The sequence below is a fragment of the Ramlibacter tataouinensis genome, from assembly GCF_001580455.1.
In the GTDB taxonomy this organism is placed as follows: Bacteria; Pseudomonadota; Gammaproteobacteria; order Burkholderiales; family Burkholderiaceae_C; genus Ramlibacter; species Ramlibacter tataouinensis_B.
This window is the reverse complement of sequence record NZ_CP010951.1, coordinates 702864-723728: the sequence shown is the minus strand read 5'-3', so window position 1 is coordinate 723728 and position 20865 is coordinate 702864. Positions and strand designations below refer to the sequence as shown.

The 20865-nt window shown below is 67.9% G+C and carries 21 protein-coding genes; 18 read left to right on the top strand and 3 right to left on the bottom strand.

From position 1 onward, the window contains the following. Positions 1 to 2949 carry an Rne/Rng family ribonuclease gene (locus UC35_RS03525; RefSeq protein ID WP_061496239.1) on the bottom strand — a complete coding sequence of 983 codons (2949 nt, stop codon included), beginning with the start codon at positions 2947 to 2949 and terminating at the stop codon, positions 1 to 3. A gap of 521 nt (positions 2950 to 3470) precedes the next feature. Between UC35_RS03525 and UC35_RS03520 the strand changes: the two genes are divergently transcribed. The 4 genes from UC35_RS03520 to UC35_RS03505 are packed head-to-tail and all read left to right on the top strand — an operon-like array spanning position 3471 to position 6490. Then, positions 3471 to 4457, top strand: coding sequence for an RluA family pseudouridine synthase (locus UC35_RS03520; RefSeq protein WP_061496237.1), 987 nt, complete (start codon positions 3471 to 3473; stop codon positions 4455 to 4457). Next, positions 4429 to 5097 (top strand): HAD family hydrolase, encoded by a 669-nt coding sequence (locus UC35_RS03515; protein ID WP_061496235.1) that lies wholly within the window; start codon positions 4429 to 4431, stop codon positions 5095 to 5097. Before UC35_RS03520 ends, UC35_RS03515 begins: the two co-directional genes overlap by 29 nt. Further along, the gene (locus tag UC35_RS03510) at positions 5094 to 5465 is read left to right on the top strand and encodes a Rieske (2Fe-2S) protein (RefSeq protein ID WP_061496234.1); all 372 of its coding nucleotides are present in this window, start codon (positions 5094 to 5096) and stop codon (positions 5463 to 5465) included. Before UC35_RS03515 ends, UC35_RS03510 begins: the two co-directional genes overlap by 4 nt. Before the next feature lie 17 nt (positions 5466 to 5482). Continuing rightward, on the top strand, positions 5483 to 6490 hold the full coding sequence (locus tag UC35_RS03505) for a S49 family peptidase (RefSeq protein ID WP_061496232.1): 1008 nt from the start codon (positions 5483 to 5485) through the stop codon (positions 6488 to 6490). Positions 6491 to 6499: 9 nt separating this feature from the next. Here the strand turns inward: UC35_RS03505 and UC35_RS03500 are convergent, their stop codons facing one another. Together UC35_RS03500 and UC35_RS03495 are read right to left on the bottom strand one after the other, a co-directional pair. Then, a complete protein-coding gene (locus UC35_RS03500; protein ID WP_061496230.1) occupies positions 6500 to 7270 on the bottom strand; it encodes an SAM-dependent methyltransferase in 771 nt (256 codons plus the stop codon). Beyond that, the gene (locus tag UC35_RS03495; protein ID WP_061496227.1) at positions 7267 to 7872 is read right to left on the bottom strand and encodes a Maf family nucleotide pyrophosphatase; all 606 of its coding nucleotides are present in this window, start codon (positions 7870 to 7872) and stop codon (positions 7267 to 7269) included. The genes UC35_RS03500 and UC35_RS03495 overlap by 4 nt, the downstream gene beginning before the upstream one ends. Before the next feature lie 25 nt (positions 7873 to 7897). On the opposite strand from UC35_RS03495, the gene UC35_RS03490 reads away from it, so the two are divergent. The 14 genes from UC35_RS03490 (at position 7898) to lepA (ending at position 20849) form a co-directional block, all read left to right on the top strand. Continuing rightward, a complete protein-coding gene (locus UC35_RS03490) occupies positions 7898 to 8437 on the top strand; it encodes a YceD family protein (protein WP_061496225.1) in 540 nt (179 codons plus the stop codon). 144 nt (positions 8438 to 8581) lie between these two features. Continuing rightward, complete coding sequence (rpmF, locus tag UC35_RS03485) at positions 8582 to 8764, top strand: 50S ribosomal protein L32 (protein ID WP_061496223.1); 183 nt, start codon at positions 8582 to 8584, stop codon at positions 8762 to 8764. Positions 8765 to 8874: 110 nt separating this feature from the next. Further along, positions 8875 to 9921: a phosphate acyltransferase PlsX gene (gene plsX, locus UC35_RS03480; protein ID WP_061496221.1), complete on the top strand. Its 1047-nt coding sequence runs from the start codon at positions 8875 to 8877 to the stop codon at positions 9919 to 9921. Further along, entirely contained in the window at positions 9921 to 10898 is a 978-nt protein-coding gene (locus UC35_RS03475; RefSeq protein WP_061496219.1) for a beta-ketoacyl-ACP synthase III, read from the top strand. Before plsX ends, UC35_RS03475 begins: the two co-directional genes overlap by 1 nt. 55 nt (positions 10899 to 10953) lie before the next feature. After that, a complete protein-coding gene (gene fabD / locus UC35_RS03470) occupies positions 10954 to 11904 on the top strand; it encodes an ACP S-malonyltransferase (RefSeq protein WP_061496217.1) in 951 nt (316 codons plus the stop codon). Then, on the top strand, positions 11901 to 12650 hold the full coding sequence (gene fabG, locus UC35_RS03465; protein ID WP_061496215.1) for a 3-oxoacyl-ACP reductase FabG: 750 nt from the start codon (positions 11901 to 11903) through the stop codon (positions 12648 to 12650). Before fabD ends, fabG begins: the two co-directional genes overlap by 4 nt. Before the next feature lie 84 nt (positions 12651 to 12734). Beyond that, a complete protein-coding gene (gene acpP / locus UC35_RS03460) occupies positions 12735 to 12974 on the top strand; it encodes an acyl carrier protein (protein ID WP_013902185.1) in 240 nt (79 codons plus the stop codon). Positions 12975 to 12980: 6 nt separating this feature from the next. After that, on the top strand, positions 12981 to 14225 hold the full coding sequence (fabF, locus tag UC35_RS03455; protein ID WP_061496213.1) for a beta-ketoacyl-ACP synthase II: 1245 nt from the start codon (positions 12981 to 12983) through the stop codon (positions 14223 to 14225). A gap of 30 nt (positions 14226 to 14255) precedes the next feature. Beyond that, a complete protein-coding gene (locus UC35_RS03450; RefSeq protein ID WP_061496212.1) occupies positions 14256 to 14714 on the top strand; it encodes a hypothetical protein in 459 nt (152 codons plus the stop codon). Next, a complete protein-coding gene (gene rpoE / locus UC35_RS03445) occupies positions 14711 to 15346 on the top strand; it encodes an RNA polymerase sigma factor RpoE (protein WP_061496209.1) in 636 nt (211 codons plus the stop codon). Before UC35_RS03450 ends, rpoE begins: the two co-directional genes overlap by 4 nt. Before the next feature lie 5 nt (positions 15347 to 15351). Next, positions 15352 to 15942: a sigma-E factor negative regulatory protein gene (locus tag UC35_RS03440; protein ID WP_082792599.1), complete on the top strand. Its 591-nt coding sequence runs from the start codon at positions 15352 to 15354 to the stop codon at positions 15940 to 15942. Between the two features lie 3 nt (positions 15943 to 15945). After that, on the top strand, positions 15946 to 16995 hold the full coding sequence (locus tag UC35_RS03435; protein WP_082792597.1) for a MucB/RseB C-terminal domain-containing protein: 1050 nt from the start codon (positions 15946 to 15948) through the stop codon (positions 16993 to 16995). A 76-nt stretch (positions 16996 to 17071) separates the two neighbouring features. Next, complete coding sequence (locus tag UC35_RS03430; RefSeq protein WP_082792595.1) at positions 17072 to 18553, top strand: DegQ family serine endoprotease; 1482 nt, start codon at positions 17072 to 17074, stop codon at positions 18551 to 18553. Between the two features lie 484 nt (positions 18554 to 19037). Next, the gene (lepA, locus tag UC35_RS03425) at positions 19038 to 20849 is read left to right on the top strand and encodes a translation elongation factor 4 (RefSeq protein ID WP_061496202.1); all 1812 of its coding nucleotides are present in this window, start codon (positions 19038 to 19040) and stop codon (positions 20847 to 20849) included. The last annotated feature ends 16 nt before the right edge of the window (positions 20850 to 20865 follow it).

The following is a 20865-nucleotide window of genomic DNA, read 5'->3' as shown; positions in this document are numbered from 1 at the left end:
TTACTGAACCGGAAGGCTGTCCTGCTCGAAGGGCAGCTGCAGGTTGCGCAAGTCGCGCTTGGTCTCCACCAGCACCAGCGGGCCCTCGTCCAGCACGATCACCGGCGGGCGTTCCCGCGGCACGCGCACCGGCTTGGGTTCGGCCGCGATCGCCGCTCGGACAGCCGCGATCTTGTCGGCATCCGAGTTGACCCACTGCAAGCCGCTGCCCTCGGCCACCTCGAGCAGCTGGGCCACCGGCAGTTCGTAGGCGCCCACCTTGGGCAGCCCGTGCGGTGCCGCCGGAGCCGGGGCCGGGGCCGGCGCAGGGGCCGGCGCCGCCACGGCAGGGGCGGGCGCCGCAGTCGCAGGGGCGTCCGCCCTCACGGGCTCGGCCGCAGCCGCCGCGGGCTCCTCGCTCACGAAGCCGGTGGGGTAGCGCGGACGCTCGGCGCGGTCGCCCGCGGCTTCGTCCTGCTGCGCAGGCGTCGCCGCCTCGTTGGACACCGGAGCGCCCTCTTCGCGCGGCTGGCGCTCGCGGCGGTCGCGTCCGTAGCGGTCGCGCGAGCGGCGTTCGCGGCGCTCTTCGCCTTCCTCGCGGCGGGCTTCCGGCGCTTCGGCCAGGCCCTCCATCGGCAACTGCTGCTGATCGACGGCGTCCGGCACCGGACGGTCGGCCAGATCGGCGGCAGGCAGGGCCTCGCGCGGACCGCGCTCGCCCCGGCGGTCGCCGCGCTCGCGGCGGCCTTCGCCACGCTCACCGCGCTCGCCGCGTTCACCGCGTTCACCGCGCTCGCGGCGACCCTCGCCGCGTTCACCGCGCGGCGGGCGCTCCTGGCGCTGCTCCGCCGGCACGCCATCCGTGACCGCGGCGGCTTCGGTGGGCAGCTGCGCGTCGCGGCGCTCACGCGGCTCGCGTTGTCCCTGCTGGCGCTCGCGGTTGTCGCGCTGCTCGCGGTCCGCGCGTTCGCCACGCTCCTGGCGTTCGCGACGCGGCTGTTGCTGGCCTTCGCCTTCGGCGCCCACGCGCTCGCGGCGCTCGTCACGCCGGCCTTCGCCGCGCCGGCCGCCTTGCTGGCGGTCGCCGCGCTCACCGCGTTCGCCACGGTCGCCGCGTTCGCCACGCTCGCCGCGGCCGCCACGGCGGCCTTCGCCACCGCGACCCTCGCGGCGCTCTTCCTTCTTGGCTTCGGGCGCGGGGGCCGGCGGCGTTGCGACCGGTGCAGCGCCGATGCCGAACAGGTTCTTGATCCACTTGGCAAAGCCGGTTTCGGCCGGGGCATGCACCGGTGCCGGCGTGGGCGTGGGGGCCTTGGCGGCCGGCTGCGGCCGGGCGGCTTCGGGCCGGGGTGTTGCCACCGGCGCCGGTGCGTCGGGCAGCACGCCCTTGATCAGCGGCTCCTGCTTGTTCACGCGCTCGTGCGTGCGGCGCGTGACCGTGGTCTCGTCCTCGAAGTCCTCTGCCATGTGGTAGCTGGCCTTCAGGTTGTCGAGGCGGGCATCGTCGTGCTTGAGGCGTTCGAGGCGGTAGTGCGGCGTCTCCAGCGTCTTGTTGGGCACCATGATGACGCTGATGCGCTGCTTGAGCTCGATCTTGGCGATCTCGGTGCGCTTCTCGTTCAGCAGGAAGGAGGCGACTTCCACCGGCACCTGCACGTGCACGGCGGCGGTGCCGTCCTTCATCGATTCTTCCTGGATGATCCGCAGGATCTGCAGCGCCGAGCTTTCGGTGTCGCGGATGTGGCCGTGGCCGCCGCAGCGCGGGCAGGGGATGGAGGCGCCTTCGGACAGGGCCGGGCGCAGGCGCTGGCGGCTCATTTCCATCAGGCCGAACTTGCTGATGGTGCCGAACTGCACGCGCGCGCGGTCCTGGCGCAAGGCATCGCGCAGGCGGTTCTCGACTTCGCGGCGGTTCTTGCTTTCCTCCATGTCGATGAAGTCGATCACGATCAGGCCGCCCAGGTCGCGCAGCCGCATCTGGCGCGCCACTTCGTCGGCGGCTTCCAGGTTGGTGCGGGTGGCGGTTTCCTCGATGTCGCCGCCCTTGATGGCGCGGGCCGAGTTGACGTCGATGGAGACCAGCGCCTCGGTGTGGTCGATCACGATCACGCCGCCGGAGGGCAGCTTGACCTCGCGCGCATAGGCCGATTCGATCTGGTGCTCGATCTGGAAGCGCGAGAACAGCGGCGCGTCGTCGCGATAGCGCTTCACGCGCGCCGCGTGCTCGGGCATCACGTGCGACATGAACTGGTGCGCTTGTTCGTAGATGTCGTCCGTGTCGATCAGGATGTCGCCGATGTCGTGGTTGAAGTAGTCACGAATCGCGCGGATGACGAGCGAGGACTCCTGGTAGATCAGGAACGCGCCCTTGCTGCCCTTGGCCGCGCCGTCGATGGCGGTCCAGAGCTTGAGCAGGTAGTTGAGGTCCCACTGCAGCTCGGCGGCGCTGCGGCCGATGCCGGCGGTGCGCGCGATGATGGACATGCCGTTGGGGTACTCCAGCTGGTCCATCGCCTCCTTGAGCTCGGCGCGGTCGTCACCCTCGATGCGGCGCGACACGCCGCCGCCGCGCGGGTTGTTGGGCATGAGCACCACGTAGCGCCCGGCCAGCGAGACGAAGGTGGTCAGCGCCGCGCCCTTGTTGCCGCGCTCTTCCTTTTCGACCTGGACCAGCAGCTCCTGGCCTTCCTTGATCACGTCGTTGATGCGCGCCTGCGAGACCGGCACGCCCTGGGCGAAGTAGCTCTTGGAGATTTCCTTGAACGGCAGGAAACCGTGGCGGTCCTCGCCGTAGTCCACGAAGCAGGCCTCCAGCGAAGGCTCGACCCGGGTCACCACCGCCTTGTAGATGTTGCCCTTGCGCTGTTCGCGCCCTTCGATTTCGATTTCGTAGTCGAGGAGCTTCTGTCCATCGACGATCGCCAGGCGCCGTTCCTCGGCTTGCGTGGCATTGATCAGCATCCGCTTCATTGCGTCACCCTTTTTGTTGTGAGCATCACAGACCCATGACGGGTCAACGGTGCCGGGCAGGCGCCTTGAAACGGAAGGAATTGCCGGTGTTGCGACCGGGCAGCCGAGGGTCTAGCTCAGCAGCCGGGGCAAAGGCACTTGGATGAGGGCGAGAGGTGGGCCGCTTTCGCGGCGGTGCTGCAGTGCTTCAAATTTCGTAGCACCGGGAGCCCGGATCAGGCGGGCTTGGGGCGATGCAAAGCCGCGGGCGGGGGCGGTGAGCCACTGCCAGCAAGCCAGGATGATCGCCATCAACACAGGAGTTCTCGCTTCGATCCGTCCGCAGCCATCCGCTGGCGGACTGGTATTCCGTATCGGTGTTTCAAGGGCGCCGGCTTCACGCTGGCTCGAGGCGGGCCCCGCCAGGTTCTGCCTGGCTGGCTGCGCGCTTCGGGCCGCGGTGGCACCGACCTTCCAGCGCAACCGGTGGCAATGCGTGGACTAAACTCCAAGGCAAATCAACCACTTACAGCGTTACGCTAGTGAAACGGATTATAGGGGGCGCCGCATCCCCCGCAAGCGCGCAGGTGAAATGGCTGGAGGTGGGGGAAGAATCCGCCGGCCAGCGCCTGGACAACTTCCTGATGCGCGAGCTCAAGGGCGTGCCCAAGACGCACGTCTACCGGATCATCCGCAGCGGCGAAGTCCGCATCAACAAGGGCCGGGCGGCCGCCGACAACCGGGTCGCCGAGGGCGACGTGGTGCGGGTGCCGCCCGTCCGCGTTTCGGCCGAGCCGGCCGGGGGTGACCGGCCGGCGCCGGCGCGTGAGTTCCCGCTGCTGTTCGAAGACGAGCACCTGCTGGCGATCGACAAGCCGGCCGGCACGGCTGTCCATGGCGGCAGCGGCGTCAGCTTCGGCGTGATCGAGCAGCTGCGCCAGGCCAGGCCGAGCGCCCGCCTGCTGGAACTGGTTCACCGGCTGGACCGGGAGACCTCCGGCATCCTGCTGGTGGCCAAGAAGCGCTCGGCGCTGGTCAAGCTGCAGGACCAGTTCCGCGACCGCGAAACCGGCAAAACCTACCTGGCGCTGGTCGCCGGGGACTGGCCCGAGCGGAAGAAAGTGATCGACCTGCCGCTGCACAAGTACCTGCAGGCCGATGGCGAGCGCCGGGTGAAGGTGGTCACCAAGGACGATCCGAACGGCATGCGGGCGATCACGCTGGTGAAGGTGGCCAGGAAGCTCGAAGGATTCACGCTGCTGGAAGTCACGATCAAGACCGGCCGCACCCACCAGATCCGCGTGCACCTGGCCGCCCAGGGCCATGCGATCGTGGGCGACGACAAGTACGGGGACTTCGAACTCAACAGGTCGCTGCAGAAGAAAGGGCTCAGGCGCATGTTCCTTCATGCGTGGCGGTTACAGTTCGCTCATCCCGCCAGCGGCGAGCGCATCGAATTGCTCGCCCCGCTGCCGCCGGACCTCGCGAAGTTCGCCGCCCATGAGATCCACCCGACCGCGCCGCTTTGACCTGATCGCCTTCGACTGGGACGGCACCCTGTTCGATTCCACCGCCATCATCGTGCGCTGCATCCAGCGCGCCGTCGCCGACGTGGGCGGCCGGGTGCCCAGCGACAGGGAAGCGGCCTACGTCATCGGCATGGGCCTGATGGAGGCGCTGGCGCACGCGGCGCCCGACGTGCCGAGGGACAGGTATCCCCAGCTGGGCGCGCGCTACCGCCACCACTACTCGGCGCACCAGGATGACCTGAGCCTGTTCGGGGGCGTGTTGCCCTTGTTGTCCGAGCTGAAGGCCCGCCATCACTGGCTCGCCGTGGCCACCGGCAAGTCGCGCCGGGGCCTGGACGAGGTGCTGCAGGGTTCGCCGCTCGCCGGTGTGTTCGACGGCTCGCGCACCGCGGACGAAACGGCAGGCAAGCCCGACCCGCTGATGCTGCGTGAGCTGATGCGCGAGTTCGGCACCGAGCCGGAGCGCACCCTGATGATCGGCGACACCACGCATGACCTGCAGATGGCCGTCAACGCCGGCTGCGCGGCCGTCGGCGTGAGCTACGGCGCGCATGAGCCGGGCGAGTTCGCGGCGCTGCGTCCGCTGTTCGTGGCGCGCTCGGTGGGCGAACTGCACGGCTGGCTGGTGGAGAACGCATGAGCGGCGGGGCGGCTGTGCCGCTGTGCAATTCCCGCGAGCTCGTCGATGGCGGCGTCGCCGTGCCCTTCGACGTGATCTACGGCGGGCAGACCTGCCGCGCCTTCGCGATCCGTTACCAGGGCCGGGTGCAAGCCTACCTGAACCGCTGCGCCCACGTCGCCATGGAAATGGACTGGCAGCCCAACCGTTTTTTCGACGACAGCGGCCGCTGGCTGCTGTGCGGCACGCACGGCGCCGTCTACCAGCCCGACACCGGTGCGTGCGCCAGCGGCCCTTGCCGCGGCGGCCTGGTCAGGATCGCCACCAGCGAACGGGACGGCGTCGTCCACTGGCATACTGACTACAACCTGAAACCCCTCGATTTCTAGCCGATAGATAGCGACAGATGAACGAACCCCAACCGCCGGAATACCCGCATGAAAGCGAGGCGCGCGCTCGGGCGGAAGCGGAACGCGCAACGCACGTGCAACCTTCCTGGGAACGCGCGACCGTGGAAAAGCTGCTGTTCGACTCGCTGGCGGAGCAGCGCCTGGCGCGTCGCTGGCGCACCGTCCGCAGCCTGGCCTGGCTGGCCTTTCTCGTGTTCCTGGCGTGGGCCCTGATGCACCGGGGCACGGCCAGCACGGACAAGACCGCGCCGCACACGGCGGTGGTCGAGATCAAGGGGGAGATCGCGTCGGACAGCGATTCGAGCGCCGAGGCCATCGTGGCCTCGATCCGCAGCGCCCTGGAGGACAGCGGTTCGCAGGGCGTGGTGCTGTTGATCAATTCGCCGGGCGGCAGCCCGGTGCAAGCCGGCATCATCAACGACGAGATCCGGCGGCTGAAGGCCAAGCACAAGAAGCCGGTCTACGCCGTCGTCGAGGAATCGTGCGCGTCGGCGGCCTACTACATTGCGGTCGCCGCCGACAAGATCTACGTCGACAAGGCCAGCATCGTGGGCTCCATTGGCGTGCTGATGGACGGCTTCGGCTTCACCGGGCTGATGGAAAAGCTCGGCGTCGAGCGCCGGCTGATGACCGCCGGCGAGAACAAGGGCTTCCTCGATCCGTTCAGTCCGCAGACCGACAAGCAGCGCGCCTTTGCGCAGCAGATGCTGGACCAGGTGCACAAGCAGTTCATCGATGTGGTGAAGGCCGGGCGCGGCGACCGCCTGAAGAGCGGCCCCGAGCTGTTCAGCGGCCTGTTCTGGACCGGCCAGCAGGCCGTCGAGATGGGCCTGGCCGACCAGCTCGGCAACCTGGACTTTGTCGCCCGCGAGGTGGTGAAGGCCGAGGATCTGGTGGATTACACGCGGCGCGAGAACGTGGCCGAGAAGCTGGTGAAGAAGTTCGGCGCCGCGATCGGCGAAGGTGCCATCCGCGCCATGAGGACCGTGCCCGCGGTTCGCTGACCGGCGCGCCTAGCGCCCAATCGCGAACACCGCCGGCCGGTCTTTCGCCACCGGCGCCGGGCGCGTGCGCCATTGCTGCACCGGCGCCATCGCCACCACGCACTCCGGCAGCGTGAGCGCGCTGGCCACTGCGATCCGCGTGTCGGGCCGCAGCACCTGGCACAGGGATTCCCACAGGGTCAGGTTGCGATAGGGCGTTTCGATGAAAAGCTGGGTCTGGCCCGTTTTCAAGGCCAGGCTTTCGAGCTCGCGCAGCCGCTGCCCGCGCTGCGCCGGGTCCTGCGGCACGTAGCCCACGAAGGCGAAGTGCTGGCCGTTCAGCCCGCTGGCCGCCAGCGCGAGCAGCAGCGAGACCGGCCCCACCAGGGGCACGACCGCGATGCCCAGGTCGTGCGCCGCGCGCACCACCGACGAGCCGGGATCGGCAACGGCCGGCATCCCCGCCTCGCTGAGCAGCCCCAGGTCATGCCCCTGCAAGGCCGGCGCCAGCAGCGCCGCCGCGTCGAAGCCGCCGGCGTGATCGCCCTTCTTGTGCACTTCGCGCGGCAACTCCGCGATCTGCTGTTCGCGCAAGGGCAGCGCGAGCGGGTGATGTTCGCCGATACGCTTGAGGTAGGCGCGCGCCGTCTTGGCGTTCTCGCAGACCCAGTGGGTGATGGCGGCCGCCTGCGCGAGCGTGCCCTCCGGCAGGACCTGCGCGAGCGGCGCCTGCGCGTCGCAGCCGAAGTCCAGGGGTGCCGGCACCAGGACGAGCCGGCCCGGGGCAGCGCCCGCCGTCACAGGATAGGCACTCCGGCCGCGCGCAGCATGCGGCAGGTGCGGATCAGCGGCAGGCCGACCAGTGCGGTGGGGTCGTCGCTTTCGATCGCTTGCAGCAGCGCGATGCCCAGGCCTTCGCTGCGGGCGCTGCCGGCGCAGTCGTAGGGCTGCTCGGCCCGCAGGTAGGACTCGATTTCGCCGTCGCCAAGGTCCCGGAACACGACCCGGACCGGCGCGAGGTCCAACTGCTCGAAGCCGGTTTCCGCGCACACGACGGCGACGGCGGTCTGGAACACGACGGCGCGGCCGCGCATGCGGCGCAACTGCGCCACCGCGCGTTCATGGTCGCCGGGTTTGCCCAGCGGCTCGCCGTCGAGGTCGGCCACCTGGTCGGAGCCGATCACGGCCGCGCCCGGATGCTGGCTGGCGACCGCGCGCGCCTTGGCCAGCGCCAACCGCAGCGCCAGGTCGCGCGGGGTCTCGCCTGCGCGCGGCGACTCGTCCACGTCCGGCACGGCGACCTCGAATGGCAGCCGCAGTCTCGAGAGCAGTTCGCGCCGGTATCGCGAGCTGGAACCGAGCACGACCGGGCGGCGGGGCAGGGTGGCGAGGGGCTCAGGCATGACGCGATTCTCTTACACTGATCGAATGAAGACCTTCTCCGCCCGGCGCCTCGATGTGCAGGCCTTTGCCGAAGATGGCGGCGAGCTCTCGGGCCAGGAGCCGCTGCGCGCCTACCCGCGCCTGCTCGCGGAAACCCAGGGGCGCGATCCGGACTCGCCGGTCAGCTGGACGGCCAGCGCGGAAATGCGCAACCCGCGCCATGTGCATCCGCAGGTGTGGCTGCACCTGAAGGCGCAGGCGCAACTGTCCCTGACCTGCCAGCGCTGCCTCGCGCCGGTGGAGATGCCCGTGGAGGTCGACCGTTCCTTCCGCTTCGTGGCCGACGAGGACAGGGCGGCGGCCGAGGACGACCAGTCCGAGGAAGACGTGCTGGCGCTCAGCCGCGCTTTCGACCTGGTGGAACTGGTGGAGGACGAACTGCTGATGGACCTGCCGCTGGCGCCCCGGCACGACAACTGCCCGCCAGTGAGCGTGAAGCTGGGCGAGGAGGACCTGGATGCGGCTGGGCCAGAGCGCGAAAATCCGTTCGCGGTCCTGGGCAAGCTGAAGCCCCCGCCCAAGTGATGAACCGGGTATGAGGGAAAGCCCGGGCATTAAGCTATAATGGTGGGCTTCGCACTGGCGGGAGCTACTTTTCGCTTGCGCTCTTTCCACAGTCTTTAACCGCCTCGCGGCACCCGCGGGGCCACTCGAATCCAGGAGCCCGTCATGGCCGTCCAGCAAAACAAGAAGTCGCCTTCCAAGCGTGGCATGCACCGTTCGCACAACGCGCTGAACGTGCCCGGCATCGCGGTGGAGCCCACCACCGGCGAGACGCACCTGCGTCACCACATCAGCCCCACCGGCTTCTACCGCGGCCGCAAGGTCCTGAAGACCAAGAACGAAGCCTGAAGCAGGCTTCGCTATTCCCCAGGGCCCGGCTGCGTCGCAGTTCGGGCCTTTGTTTTGCACCTTTCTCCAGCATCAGGCGCTCGCTGTCGTAGCGCTCTACATTTGAGGCCATGACTACCCTGGCTGTGGACTGCATGGGGGGCGATCACGGCCCCCGCGTCACCCTGGCCGCCTGCCGGCACTTCCTCGAGCATGAGCGCGACGCCCAGTTGCTGCTGGTCGGCCAGCCGCAGGCGTTCGCCGGATGGAAGCACCCGCGCGCCGTCGTCGTCGAGGCTTCGGAGGTGGTGGCGATGGACGACCCGGTCGAGATCGCGCTGCGGAGGAAAAAGGATTCGTCGATGCGCGTGGCGATCCAGCTGGTCAAGGACGGCCGCGCCCATGCGGCGGTGTCGGCCGGTAACACCGGCGCGCTGATGGCGCTGTCGCGCTACCTGCTCAAGACCGTGGAAGGCATCGATCGCCCCGCGATCGCCTATCCGCTGCCCAACGCCAAGGGAGGCGCCACCACGGTGCTGGACCTCGGCGCCAACGTCGATTGCACCGAGCAGCACCTGCTGCAGTTTGCCGTGCTCGGCTCCGCCCTCGTGTCCGCGCTCAAGCATGTCGACGCGCCCTCGGTGGGTCTGCTGAACATCGGCGAGGAGGCGATCAAGGGCAGCGAGATGATCAAGCGCGCCGGCGAACTGCTGCGATCCGCCGCCAATTCCGGGGACCTCAATTTCCACGGCAACGTCGAGGGCAACGACATCTACAAGGGCACCACCGACATCGTGGTGTGCGACGGCTTCGTCGGCAACGTCCTGCTCAAGACGAGCGAAGGCCTCGCCACCATGATCGGCGGGTTCCTGAAGGAAGAGTTCTCCCGCAACCCGGTCACCAAGCTCGCCGCCGCCATCGCCTACCCGGTGCTGAGGGCCTTCAAGAGCCGTGTCGACTACCGGCGCTACAACGGCGCCGCGTTGCTAGGCCTGCGCGGGCTGGTGTTCAAGAGCCATGGCTCCGCCGACGCACTCGCATTCGAGCGCGCGCTCGCCCGGGCGTATGATGCGGCCCGAAACAACTTGCTCGAACGCGTCCAGGCGCGCATCGCCCATGCCCGGCCCCTGCTGGCCGCCGGCGAACAGGATGCGCGAGCCGCCAACGCAGTCGCCTGATGAACAGATATTCCCGCATCACCGGCACCGGCAGCTACCTGCCGCCGCGCCGCGTGACCAACCAGGACCTCGCGGCCCAGCTCGCGACCACCGGGGTCGAGACTTCCGACAACTGGATCGTGGAGCGCACCGGCATCCGCGCGCGCCACTTCGCCGACCCCGGCACCACCACCAGCGACCTCGCGGCCCACGCCGCGCGCCGGGCGCTGGAAGCGGCGGGCCGCGTGCCGGCCGATATCGACCTCATCATCGTGGCCACTTCGACGCCCGACATGGTGTTCCCGTCGGCGGCCTGCATCATGCAGAACAAGCTCGGCATTGCCGGCTGTCCGGCTTTCGACGTGCAGGCGGTATGCAGCGGCTTCGTGTACGCGCTGACGGTGGCCGATTCCATGATCCGCACCGGCGCCGCCAGCAAGGCGCTGGTGATCGGCGCGGAAATCTTCTCGCGCATCCTCGACTTCAAGGACCGCACCACTTGTGTGCTGTTCGGCGACGGCGCCGGGGCCGTGGTGCTGGAGGGCTCCAATGAGCCCGGCATCCTGGCCACCGATCTGCATGCCGATGGCCGCCACGTGGGCATCCTGTGCGTGCCGGGCACCGTGGCCGGCGGCCAGGTGAGCGGCGATCCTTTCCTGAAGATGGACGGCCAGGCGGTGTTCAAGCTGGCGGTGGGCGTGCTGGAAGACGCGGCGCGAGCGACGCTGGCCAAGGCCGGCCGCACCGACGCCGACATCGACTGGCTGATCCCGCACCAGGCCAACATCCGCATCATGCAGGGCACGGCCAAGAAGCTGAAGATGCCGCTGGACAAGTTGGTCGTCACCGTCGATGAGCACGGCAATACCTCGGCGGCCTCCATTCCGCTGGCGCTGGACGCGGCGGTACGTGGCGGCAAGGTCAAGCGAGGCGACACGTTGATGCTCGAGGGCGTCGGCGGCGGCTTCACCTGGGGCGCCGTCCTGGTCGATTTCTAGTCCCGTGCGCCCCCGGAGGGCGCACCGGCCCATCCCAATCCAACCCAAGAATCACATGAAACCGTTCGCTTTCGTCTTTCCGGGACAGGGCTCGCAAGCGGTCGGCATGCTCGACGCGTGGGGCGACCATCCCGAGGTCGCCGCGGTGTTGCGCGAAGCCTCGGACGCGCTGGGCGAGGACGTCGGCAAGCTGATCAAGGAAGGCCCGAAGGAGGCGCTCGCGCTGACGACCAACACCCAGCCGGTGATGCTGGTGGCAGGCGTCGCGGCCTACCGCGTGTGGCGCGTCGAAGGCGGCGCCGAGCCCGTGGTGATGGCGGGCCATTCGCTGGGTGAGTATTCGGCGCTGGTAGCGGCCGGCGCGCTGACGCTGGCGCAGGCCGCGCCGCTGGTGCGCTTTCGCGCCCAGGCGATGCAGGAAGCCGTACCGGTGGGCGCCGGCGCCATGGCCGCCATCCTCGGGATGCCGGCGAAGCAGGTGATCGAAGGCTGCGCCGAGGCGGTGCGCAGCTTCGGCAGCAACACCGATGAAGTGGTGGAGGCAGTGAATTTCAACGACCCCGCGCAGACCGTCATCGCCGGCAGCAAGGCGGCGGTGGAAAAGGCCTGCGAGGTGCTCAAGGCGAATGGCGCCAAGCGCGCGCTGCCGCTGCCGGTGTCGGCGCCCTTCCATTCCAGCCTGATGAAGCCGGCGGCGGACAAGCTCAGGGAGCGGCTGGCGCAAACGCCGATGGAGGCGCCGCGCATCCCGGTCATCAACAACATCGAAGTGAAGGTCGAGAGCGATACGGCCCGCATTCGCGGCGCGCTGTACGAGCAGGCTTTCGGTCCGGTGCGCTGGGTCGAATGCGTCCAGGCCATCAAGGCCCGCGGTGTGACGACCATCGTCGAGTGCGGGCCCGGCAAGGTGCTCGCTGGCATGTGCAAGCGCATCGATGCGGAACTGACGGGCCTGGCCCTGTTCGATCCGTCATCGCTGACCGAGGTCAAGGGGCAACTTGCATGACCAGCATCAAGTTCGAAGGACAAATCGCGCTGGTCACCGGCGCATCGCGCGGCATCGGTGCGGCCATCGCCGCCGAGCTGGCTCAGCAGGGCCTCAAGGTGATCGGCACCGCCACCACCGAGGACGGCGCGGCACGGATCAGCCAGGCGCTGTCTGCGCATGCCGGCTGCAAGGGCGCGGCGCTGGACGTCAACGACGCGGCCGCGGCCGAGCGGCTGGTCGATGCGATCGTCAAGGAGCACGGCGCCCTGCACGTGCTGGTCAACAACGCCGGCATCACCCGCGACATGCTCGCGATGCGGCTGAAGGACGAAGACTGGGACGCCGTGCTGGACACCAACCTGAAGGCGGTGTTCCGGATGAGCCGGGCGGTGATGCGCACCATGATGAAGCAGCGCTACGGCCGCATCGTGAACATCACTTCGGTGGTGGGCGCCTCCGGCAACCCCGGGCAGGCCAACTATGCCGCGGCCAAGGCCGGCGTGGCAGGCATGACCCGCGCGCTGGCGCGCGAACTGGGCAGTCGCGGCATCACCGTCAACTGCATCGCCCCGGGCTTCATCGAAACCGACATGACGGCCAGCCTCCCGGAAGAGCAGCAGAAGTCGCTGCTCGGGCAGATCCCGCTGGGGCACCTCGGCAAGCCTGCCGACATCGCCCACGCGGTCGCCTTCCTGGCCTCGCCCCGGGCCGGCTACGTCACCGGCCAGGAAATCCACATCAACGGCGGCATGTTCATGGCCTGACCGGCCGCGCTAGGCGCCCCTAGGGTCGCCCAGCCGCCGGACGCTAGAATTGCCGATTCACCCACAACCCTCTGAGGGAACCAAATGAGCGATATCGAAGCACGTGTCAAAAAAATCATCGCCGAGCAACTCGGCGTGGAAGAGTCCCAGGTCACCAACGAAAAGGCGTTCGTCGCTGACCTCGGTGCCGACTCTCTCGACACGGTGGAACTGGTGATGGCGCTCGAAGACGAGTTCGGCATCGAGATTCCCGACGAGGACGCCGAGAAGATCACCACGGTGCAGAACGCCATCGACTACGCCAACGCGCACCAGAAGGCCTGATACCGCATGCGCCGTCGTGTCGTCGTGACGGGCCTGGGCTGCGTCAGCCCCGTTGGGAACTCCGTCGCCGAATCCTGGGCCAATCTGCTGGCAGGCCAGACCGGTATCGATGTGGTCAAGTCGTTCGACGCCTCGGCCCTGTCGGTCAGATTCGCCGGCGAGGTAAAAGGCTTCCAGATCACGGATTACCTGCCGGAAAAGGAAGCCCGGCACATGGATCGCTTCATCCATCTCGGGCTCGCCGCGGCCTGCCAGGCGGTGGAAGACGCCGGCCTGCCCACGGGCGACGCGCTGAACGGAGAACTGGCGACCCGCATCGGCGTGAACATCGGCTCGGGCATCGGCGGACTACCGATGATCGAGGAAACGCACAGCGAGCTGGTCAACCGCGGCCCGCGTCGCATCTCGCCCTTTTTCGTGCCCGCGTCGATCATCAACATGATCTCGGGCCATGTCTCCATCAAGTACGGATTCCAGGGACCCAACATCGCGGTGGTCACGGCCTGCACGACGGGCCTGCATGCCATCGGCCTGTCGGCCCGCATGATCGAAAGCGGCGATGCCGACGTGATGGTCGCCGGCGGCGCAGAGTCCTGTGTGTCGCCCCTGGGCATTGGCGGCTTTGCGGCCGCGCGCGCACTGTCCACGCGCAATGACGACCCCAAGACGGCTTCGCGCCCCTGGGACAAGGACCGCGACGGCTTCGTGCTGGGCGAGGGCGGCGGGGTGATGGTCCTTGAAGAATACGAACACGCAAAGAAGCGCGGCGCGAAGATCTATGCGGAGCTGTCCGGCTTCGGCATGAGCGCCGATGCTTTTCACATGACCGCGCCCAACGTCGACGGCCCCAAGCGCTCCATGCTGGCTGCCCTGCAGAACGCCGGCGTCAACGCCGACCAGATCGACTACCTGAATGCGCACGGCACCTCGACGCCGCTGGGCGACGTCAACGAGACCAACGCCATCAAGCTGACGCTGGGCGACCATGCGAAGAAGACCGTGGTGAACTCCACTAAGTCGATGACCGGCCACTTGCTCGGTGGCGCCGGCGGCATCGAATCGGTCTTCACGGTGCTTGCGGTTCATCACCAGAAGAGCCCGCCGACGATCAACATCTTCAACCAGGACCCTGAGTGCGACCTGGACTACTGCGCCAACACCGCGCGTGACCTGAAGATCGAATATGCGCTGAAGAACAACTTCGGCTTCGGCGGCACCAACGGCACGCTGGTGTTCAAGCGCTTCCAGTAAGCAGGGCAAGCCCGCCCCAGCCGACACCCAATGCACAACGCCCCATCGGTGAACTACCCGGTGGGGCGTTCGCGTTTGCAGGGAGCGCTGCTGGCGGCCGCCTGGACCGCGGGCGCGCTGGCGGTAGCCGGGTGGGCCTGGCAGGTGCAGCCGGCGCCCGGCCGTGCCGTGCCGGCGTTGCTTGCGGTGCTGCTGGCCGGGGCCTTTGCCGCGCGCCGCTGGATCCGTGGCCCGCGCGGCGTGCTGGCCTGGGACGGCCAGTTCTGGTGCTGGACCGTGGGCGACACGGCGCTCCAGGCTCATCCCGAGGTGGTGCTGGACCTGCAGCAGGCCATCCTGCTGCGCCTGGGCGCGGGCCGCGGGGCCCAATGGTTGTGGCTGGAGAGGCGCGCGGCGCCCGCGCGCTGGGATGACTTGCGCCGCGCGGTGTATGCGCGCGCCAGAACCGAGGGGCTGCCCGGCGCCCAGCCGCCGGCAGCGACACGATGACAAGAACGCCCTCGGCCACGCCTGCCCCGTCCGAGTCGGACCTGATGCTGGTCGAGCGGGCCACGGCCGGGGACCAGCGCGCGTTCGAACTGCTTGTGCTCAAGTACCAGCGCCGCATCGAAAGGCTGATCGGCCGCATGGTGCGCGACGCCGACCTGGTCGAGGACATCGCGCAGGAGACCTTCATCCGCGCCTACCGGGCGCTCGGCCAGTTCCGCGGCGAAGCGCAGTTCTATACCTGGCTGTACCGGATCGCGGTCAACACGGCCAAGAAGGCGCTGGTGGACCTCAAGCGCGACCCGCTGGTGTCGGAAACGGCGCTGAAGGCAGGGTCAGAGGACGAGGATGAAACTTCCGCGGTGGAGAATGAACTAACCAGCGCGGAGACGCCGGAGACGGTGCTGGCCGCCAAGGAAATCGCCGCCACGGTCAACTCGGCCATGGAAGCATTGCCCGACGAACTGCGCCAGGCCGTCACCTTGCGCGAGATCGAAGGCTTGAGTTACGAGGAAATCGCCGAAGTGATGAATTGCCCGATCGGCACCGTGCGGTCCCGGATCTTCCGGGCGCGCGAGGCCATATCGGCCAAGGTCAAGCCCCTGCTGGAGAACCAGGCAGGGAAACGTTGGTGAGTGGGATGGGGCGTAGCGACGTGATGGAACAGATCAGGACCAGGGAATTGATATCGGACATGGCCGACGGCCGGCTGGAAGGCGATGCCTTCACGCGCGGCGTGGAGCTTGCGGCCTCGGACCCAACGGCCCGGGAGGCGTGGCATGCCTACCACCTGATCGGCGACGTGCTTCGTTCCAGCGAACTCGCCGCGGGCACGCCGTCTCAGGCTTTCTTGAGCCGGCTGCAGGTACGGCTGCAGGGCGAGGAGGTCGACGCGACGACGCTTGCGCAGCAGCAGCCCCTCGTCGATCCGCGCGCGCTGGAGCCCGCCGCCAACGACAGCAGCTTCCGCTGGAAGCTGGTGGCCGGCCTCGCATCGCTGGCCGCGGTCGGCGCCGTCGCATGGACCGTGGTGGGTTCGCCCAGGCAGGACGCGGGCCAGCTGGCCACGACCCAGCCCGGCACCGTGCTGGCCGGCAGCGAGCGCGGCGTCATGATCCGCGACCCCCGGCTGGATGAACTGATGGCCACGCACCGGCAGCTCGGCGGTGGGTCATTGGTTCCCCCGGCAGGCTACCTGCACAACGCCACCTTCGACGGCCAGGGGCGCTGACGCATGCGCCTCGCCATGGCCGAAGCCTTGTCGTCCAAGCGCGTGTTCACCCGGGGCTTGCTCGCCTTCGGGCTGGGTCTCGGGTTGAAGTGGGGGCATGCGCAGCCGCCACCGGCCGGGCCCCCGGGCAGTGCCTCGCAGCCTAACGAGCGCGGCGTCAGCGAATGGCTCGCCCGGATGCACGACGCATCGCGCGGCCGCAGCTATGTCGGCATCTTCGTGATCTCGGCCAACAACGGGGTGATGTCCAGCGCCCGCATCTGGCACGGGTCCGAGGGTGACGTGCAGGTCGAGCGGGTGGAAGCACTCACCGGCGCGCCGCGTTCGGTGTTCCGCCGCAACGAGCAGGTCGTGACCTTCCTGCCGGAGTCGCACGTGGTGCGGACCGAGCGCCGCGAGTCGCTCGGCATCTTCACCAGCCTGGTCAAGAGCAGCGACAGTCCGATCCCCGACTTCTACACGGCGCGCCGGCTCGGCTCCGACCGGGTGGCCGGCTTTGAGGCCGACGTGGTGCAGCTGGCGCCCAGGGACAACCTGCGCTGGGGCTATCGCATCTGGAGCGAGAAGAAGTCAGGCCTGGTGGTGAAGCTGCAGACCCTGGACGGCGAAGGCAATGTCCTAGAGCAGTCCGCTTTCTCCGAGCTGGCGCTGGACGTGCCGGTGCGCACCGATAGCATCACGCGCATGATGACAGCCACCGAGGGCTGGCGCGTCGAGCGGGCCGAGGTGCTCAAGACCACGGCAGATGCCGAGGGCTGGCAGTTGCGGTCCGTGCCCGCCGGCTTCAAGCCGGTCAGCTGCTACAAGCGGCCGGTGCTGGGCGCGCCTGTGCCGGAGGGCACCATGCAATGGATTTTTTCGGATGGGCTGGCGGCGGTGTCATTGTTCGTGGAGGCCAATGACAGCCGGCGGCATGGCCAGGAAGCTCTTTTCGCGAGCGGTGCCACGCACACCCTCACGCGCCGGGTCCAGGAATGGTGGCTCACGGTCGTCGGCGAGGTTCCGCCGCGCACGCTTCGCGCCTTTGCGCATGGGCTGGAGCGGCGCAAGTAATGGCGGCCTGACCCCCGCGGATGAACCTTTTCGTGTCTACTGGTTCCCAGCGTTAATCGTTTCTCGAAAGGTCGACATGCACAGCATCGATAGGAAGAAATTGCGAGCCTGGAGCCTGATGCTGGCTCTGGCGTTCGGAGGGATGGGCATGGCCGCCGCGCAGCAGCCGGTGGCGGCTCCGACGCGAGCGCTGCCCGACTTCGCCGACCTGGCTGAGCAGGTGGGTCCGGCGGTGGTTGGCATCCGCACCCTGGAACGAGCTCGGCCCGGCAATGCGCCGTCCGGCAACATGGACGAGGACATGCAGGAGTTTTTCCGGCGCTTCTTCGGCCAGCCGATGCCCAATCCGCCCGGGCGGCAGGGACCGCGGCCCAACCGGCCGCAGCCCGACGACGAGCAGCAGCAGTCGAGGGGCCTGGGCTCCGGCTTCATCCTCACGCCCGACGGTTTCGTGATGACCAATGCGCACGTGATCGACGGCGCCGATGAGGTGATCGTCACGCTGACCGACAAGCGCGAACTCAAGGCCCGCATCGTCGGCCTGGACAAGCGCACCGACGTCGCGGTGGTCAAGATCGAAGCCACCGGCCTGCCCACGGTGCGGGTCGGCGATGTCGGCCGGCTGCGCGTGGGCGAATGGGTGCTGGCGATCGGCTCGCCCTTCGGCCTGGAGAGCAGCGTCACTGCCGGCATCGTCAGCGCCAAGCAGCGCGACACCGGCGACTACCTGCCGCTGATCCAGACCGACGTGGCGATCAACCCGGGCAATTCCGGCGGCCCGCTGATCAACATGCGCGGCGAAGTGGTCGGCATCAACAGCCAGATCTATTCGCGCTCGGGCGGCTACATGGGCATCTCGTTCGCCATCCCGATCGACGAGGCGATCCGCGTCAGCGACCAGCTTCGCGTGGCAGGGCGCGTGACCCGCGGCCGCGTCGGCGTGCAGATCGACCAGGTCACCAAGGACGTGGCCGAGTCCATCGGCCTGGGCAAGCCCATGGGTGCCTTCGTGCGCAGCGTCGAGAGCGGCTCGCCGGCGGACAAGGCCGGTGTCGAGGCCGGCGACATCATCACCAAGTTCGACGGCAAGGTGATCGATCGCGCCACCGATCTGCAGCGCCTGGTCGGCAACACCAAGCCGGGTGCGCGCGCCACCCTCACCGTGTTCCGCAAGGGCGCCTCGCGCGACCTCAACGTCACCGTGGCCGAGTTCGAACCCGAGAAACCGATCCGTCCCGCGGCGGCCAAGGAATCGGACAAGCCCAAGTCGTCGCCGGCGGCGCAATCGGTCGGGCTGGCGGTCAGCGACCTCACCGAGGCGCAGAAGAAGGAACTGAAGATCAAGGGCGGTGTCAAGGTGGAGGGCGTCTCCGAGAGTGCCGCGCGCGCGGGCATCCGCGAGGGCGACATCATCGTCCAGATCGGCAATGTCGACGTCAACAACGTGCGCGAGTTCGATGCCGCGCTGGCCCGCGTCGACAAGAGCAAGGCGATTCCGGTCCTGCTGCGACGCGGCGAACTGGCTTCCTACCTGGTCATCCGGCCCGCGCGCGGCTGAGGACCGGCCTAAAGCCCCAGCGCCCAGTCGGGTTTGGGGCTTTTTCAGGTTTCTCTGGTCGCCGAAAAGCGACGGGCTACGGAAGAGTTGTAAGTTTGCGTATGCTAACTTGGCTCGGGCTCAACTGCCTGATTCGATAGAATCGGACGCTTCCGGATCGACCTTGAGGCATATGGACCCCGGGTCCGGGCCGCAAGGTTGAGACTATTTCGCACCTGCGCCGCCGATCCACAGATCGCCCACAACTTGTCCCAGAGCCGGCGCCCGCCAATTGTTAATAAGCTGTGAGTAAGTTTCTTGTTGCTGACCTGCAACGACCGGTTTCGGCGCTCCCCGCGGCTGTACGTCCGGGGCTTTTTGCCTACAATGAAGCTCCAACTATCGCAGTTGCCATAGATTGTTGGTTCAGGGCGCGTCGCCACTCGACGCGCCCTTTTTTCTTTGTCAGCGCCGTTTGAATTCAAATACTTAAGCGTCCCCTTTGATGAATCACATCAGAAACTTTTCGATCATCGCGCACATCGATCACGGCAAATCGACGCTGGCTGACCGCTTGATTCAGCGTTGCGGCGGACTGTCGGAGCGCGAGATGGAAGAGCAAGTGCTCGACTCGATGGACCTCGAGAAAGAGCGTGGGATAACCATCAAGGCGCAGACCGCGGCGCTGCGCTACGAAGCGCGCGACGGCACGGTCTACAACCTCAATCTGATCGACACGCCGGGCCACGTCGACTTCTCGTACGAAGTCTCGCGCTCGCTCAGCGCCTGCGAGGGCGCGCTGCTGGTGGTGGATGCGAGCCAGGGCGTCGAAGCGCAGACGGTGGCCAACTGCTACACGGCGCTGGACCTCGGCGTCGAGGTGGTGCCGGTCCTGAACAAGATGGACCTGCCGCAGGCCGACCCCGAGAACGCCAAGCGCGAGGTCGAGGACGTCATCGGGATCGACGCCAGCGAGGCGATTCCCTGCTCCGCCAAGACCGGCCTGGGCATCGACGAGATCCTGGAGGCGATCGTGGCCCGCATCCCGGCGCCGCGCGGCAACGCCCAGGGACCGCTGCGCGCCATGATCATCGACAGCTGGTTCGACAGCTACGTGGGCGTGGTGATGCTCGTGCGGGTGGTTGACGGCCGGCTGGCCAAGGGCGAACGCATCAAGCTGATGGCCAGTGAGGCCACCTACGAAGCCAACCAGCTCGGCGTCTTCACGCCGGCCAACGAGTCGCGCGAGTCGCTGGAAGCCGGGGAGGTGGGCTACATCATCGCCGGCATCAAGGAGCTGCAGGCCGCCCGGGTGGGCGACACCGTCACCTTGATCAAGGCCGGCAGCGGCGGCGCCGCCTTCACCGCGACCGAGCCACTGCCGGGTTTCAAGGAAATCCAGCCGCAGGTCTTCGCCGGCCTGTACCCGACCGAGGCCAACCAGTACGACGCGCTGCGCGACAGCCTGGAGAAGCTGAAGCTCAACGATGCTTCGCTGCACTACGAGCCGGAAGTGAGCCAGGCCCTGGGCTTCGGCTTCCGCTGCGGCTTCCTGGGCCTGCTGCACATGGAGATCGTGCAGGAGCGGCTGGAGCGCGAATTCGACCAGGACCTGATCACCACCGCGCCCAGCGTGGTCTACCAGGTCGCGAAGAACGACGGCGAGGAGCTGATGGTCGAGAACCCGGCCAAGATGCCGGACCAGGGCCAGATCCAGGAGATCCGCGAGCCCATCGTCACGGTGCACCTGTACATGCCGCAGGACTACGTCGGGGCGGTGATGACGCTGGCCAACCAGAAACGCGGGGTGCAGATCAACATGGCCTACCACGGCCGGCAGGTGATGCTCACCTATGAGCTGCCGCTGGGCGAGATCGTCCTGGACTTCTTCGACAAGCTGAAGTCGGTGAGCCGCGGCTACGCCTCCATGGACTACGAGTTCAAGGAGTACCGGCCCTCCGACGTCGTGAAGGTCGACATCCTGCTCAACGGCGAGAAAGTGGACGCGCTGTCCATCATCGTGCACCGCAGCCAGGCGCAGTACCGCGGCCGGGCGGTGGTGGCCAAGATGCGTGAGATCATCAGCCGGCAGATGTTCGACGTCGCCATCCAGGCGGCCATCGGCGCGAATATCATCGCGCGGGAAACCGTCAAGGCGCTGCGCAAGAACGTGCTGGCAAAATGCTATGGCGGTGACATCACCCGCAAGCGCAAGCTGCTCGAAAAACAAAAGGCAGGCAAGAAACGAATGAAGCAGATCGGATCGGTCGAAGTCCCGCAGGAAGCCTTCCTCGCCATCCTGCAGGTCGAGGAATGAGCCGCCGCCTCCACGC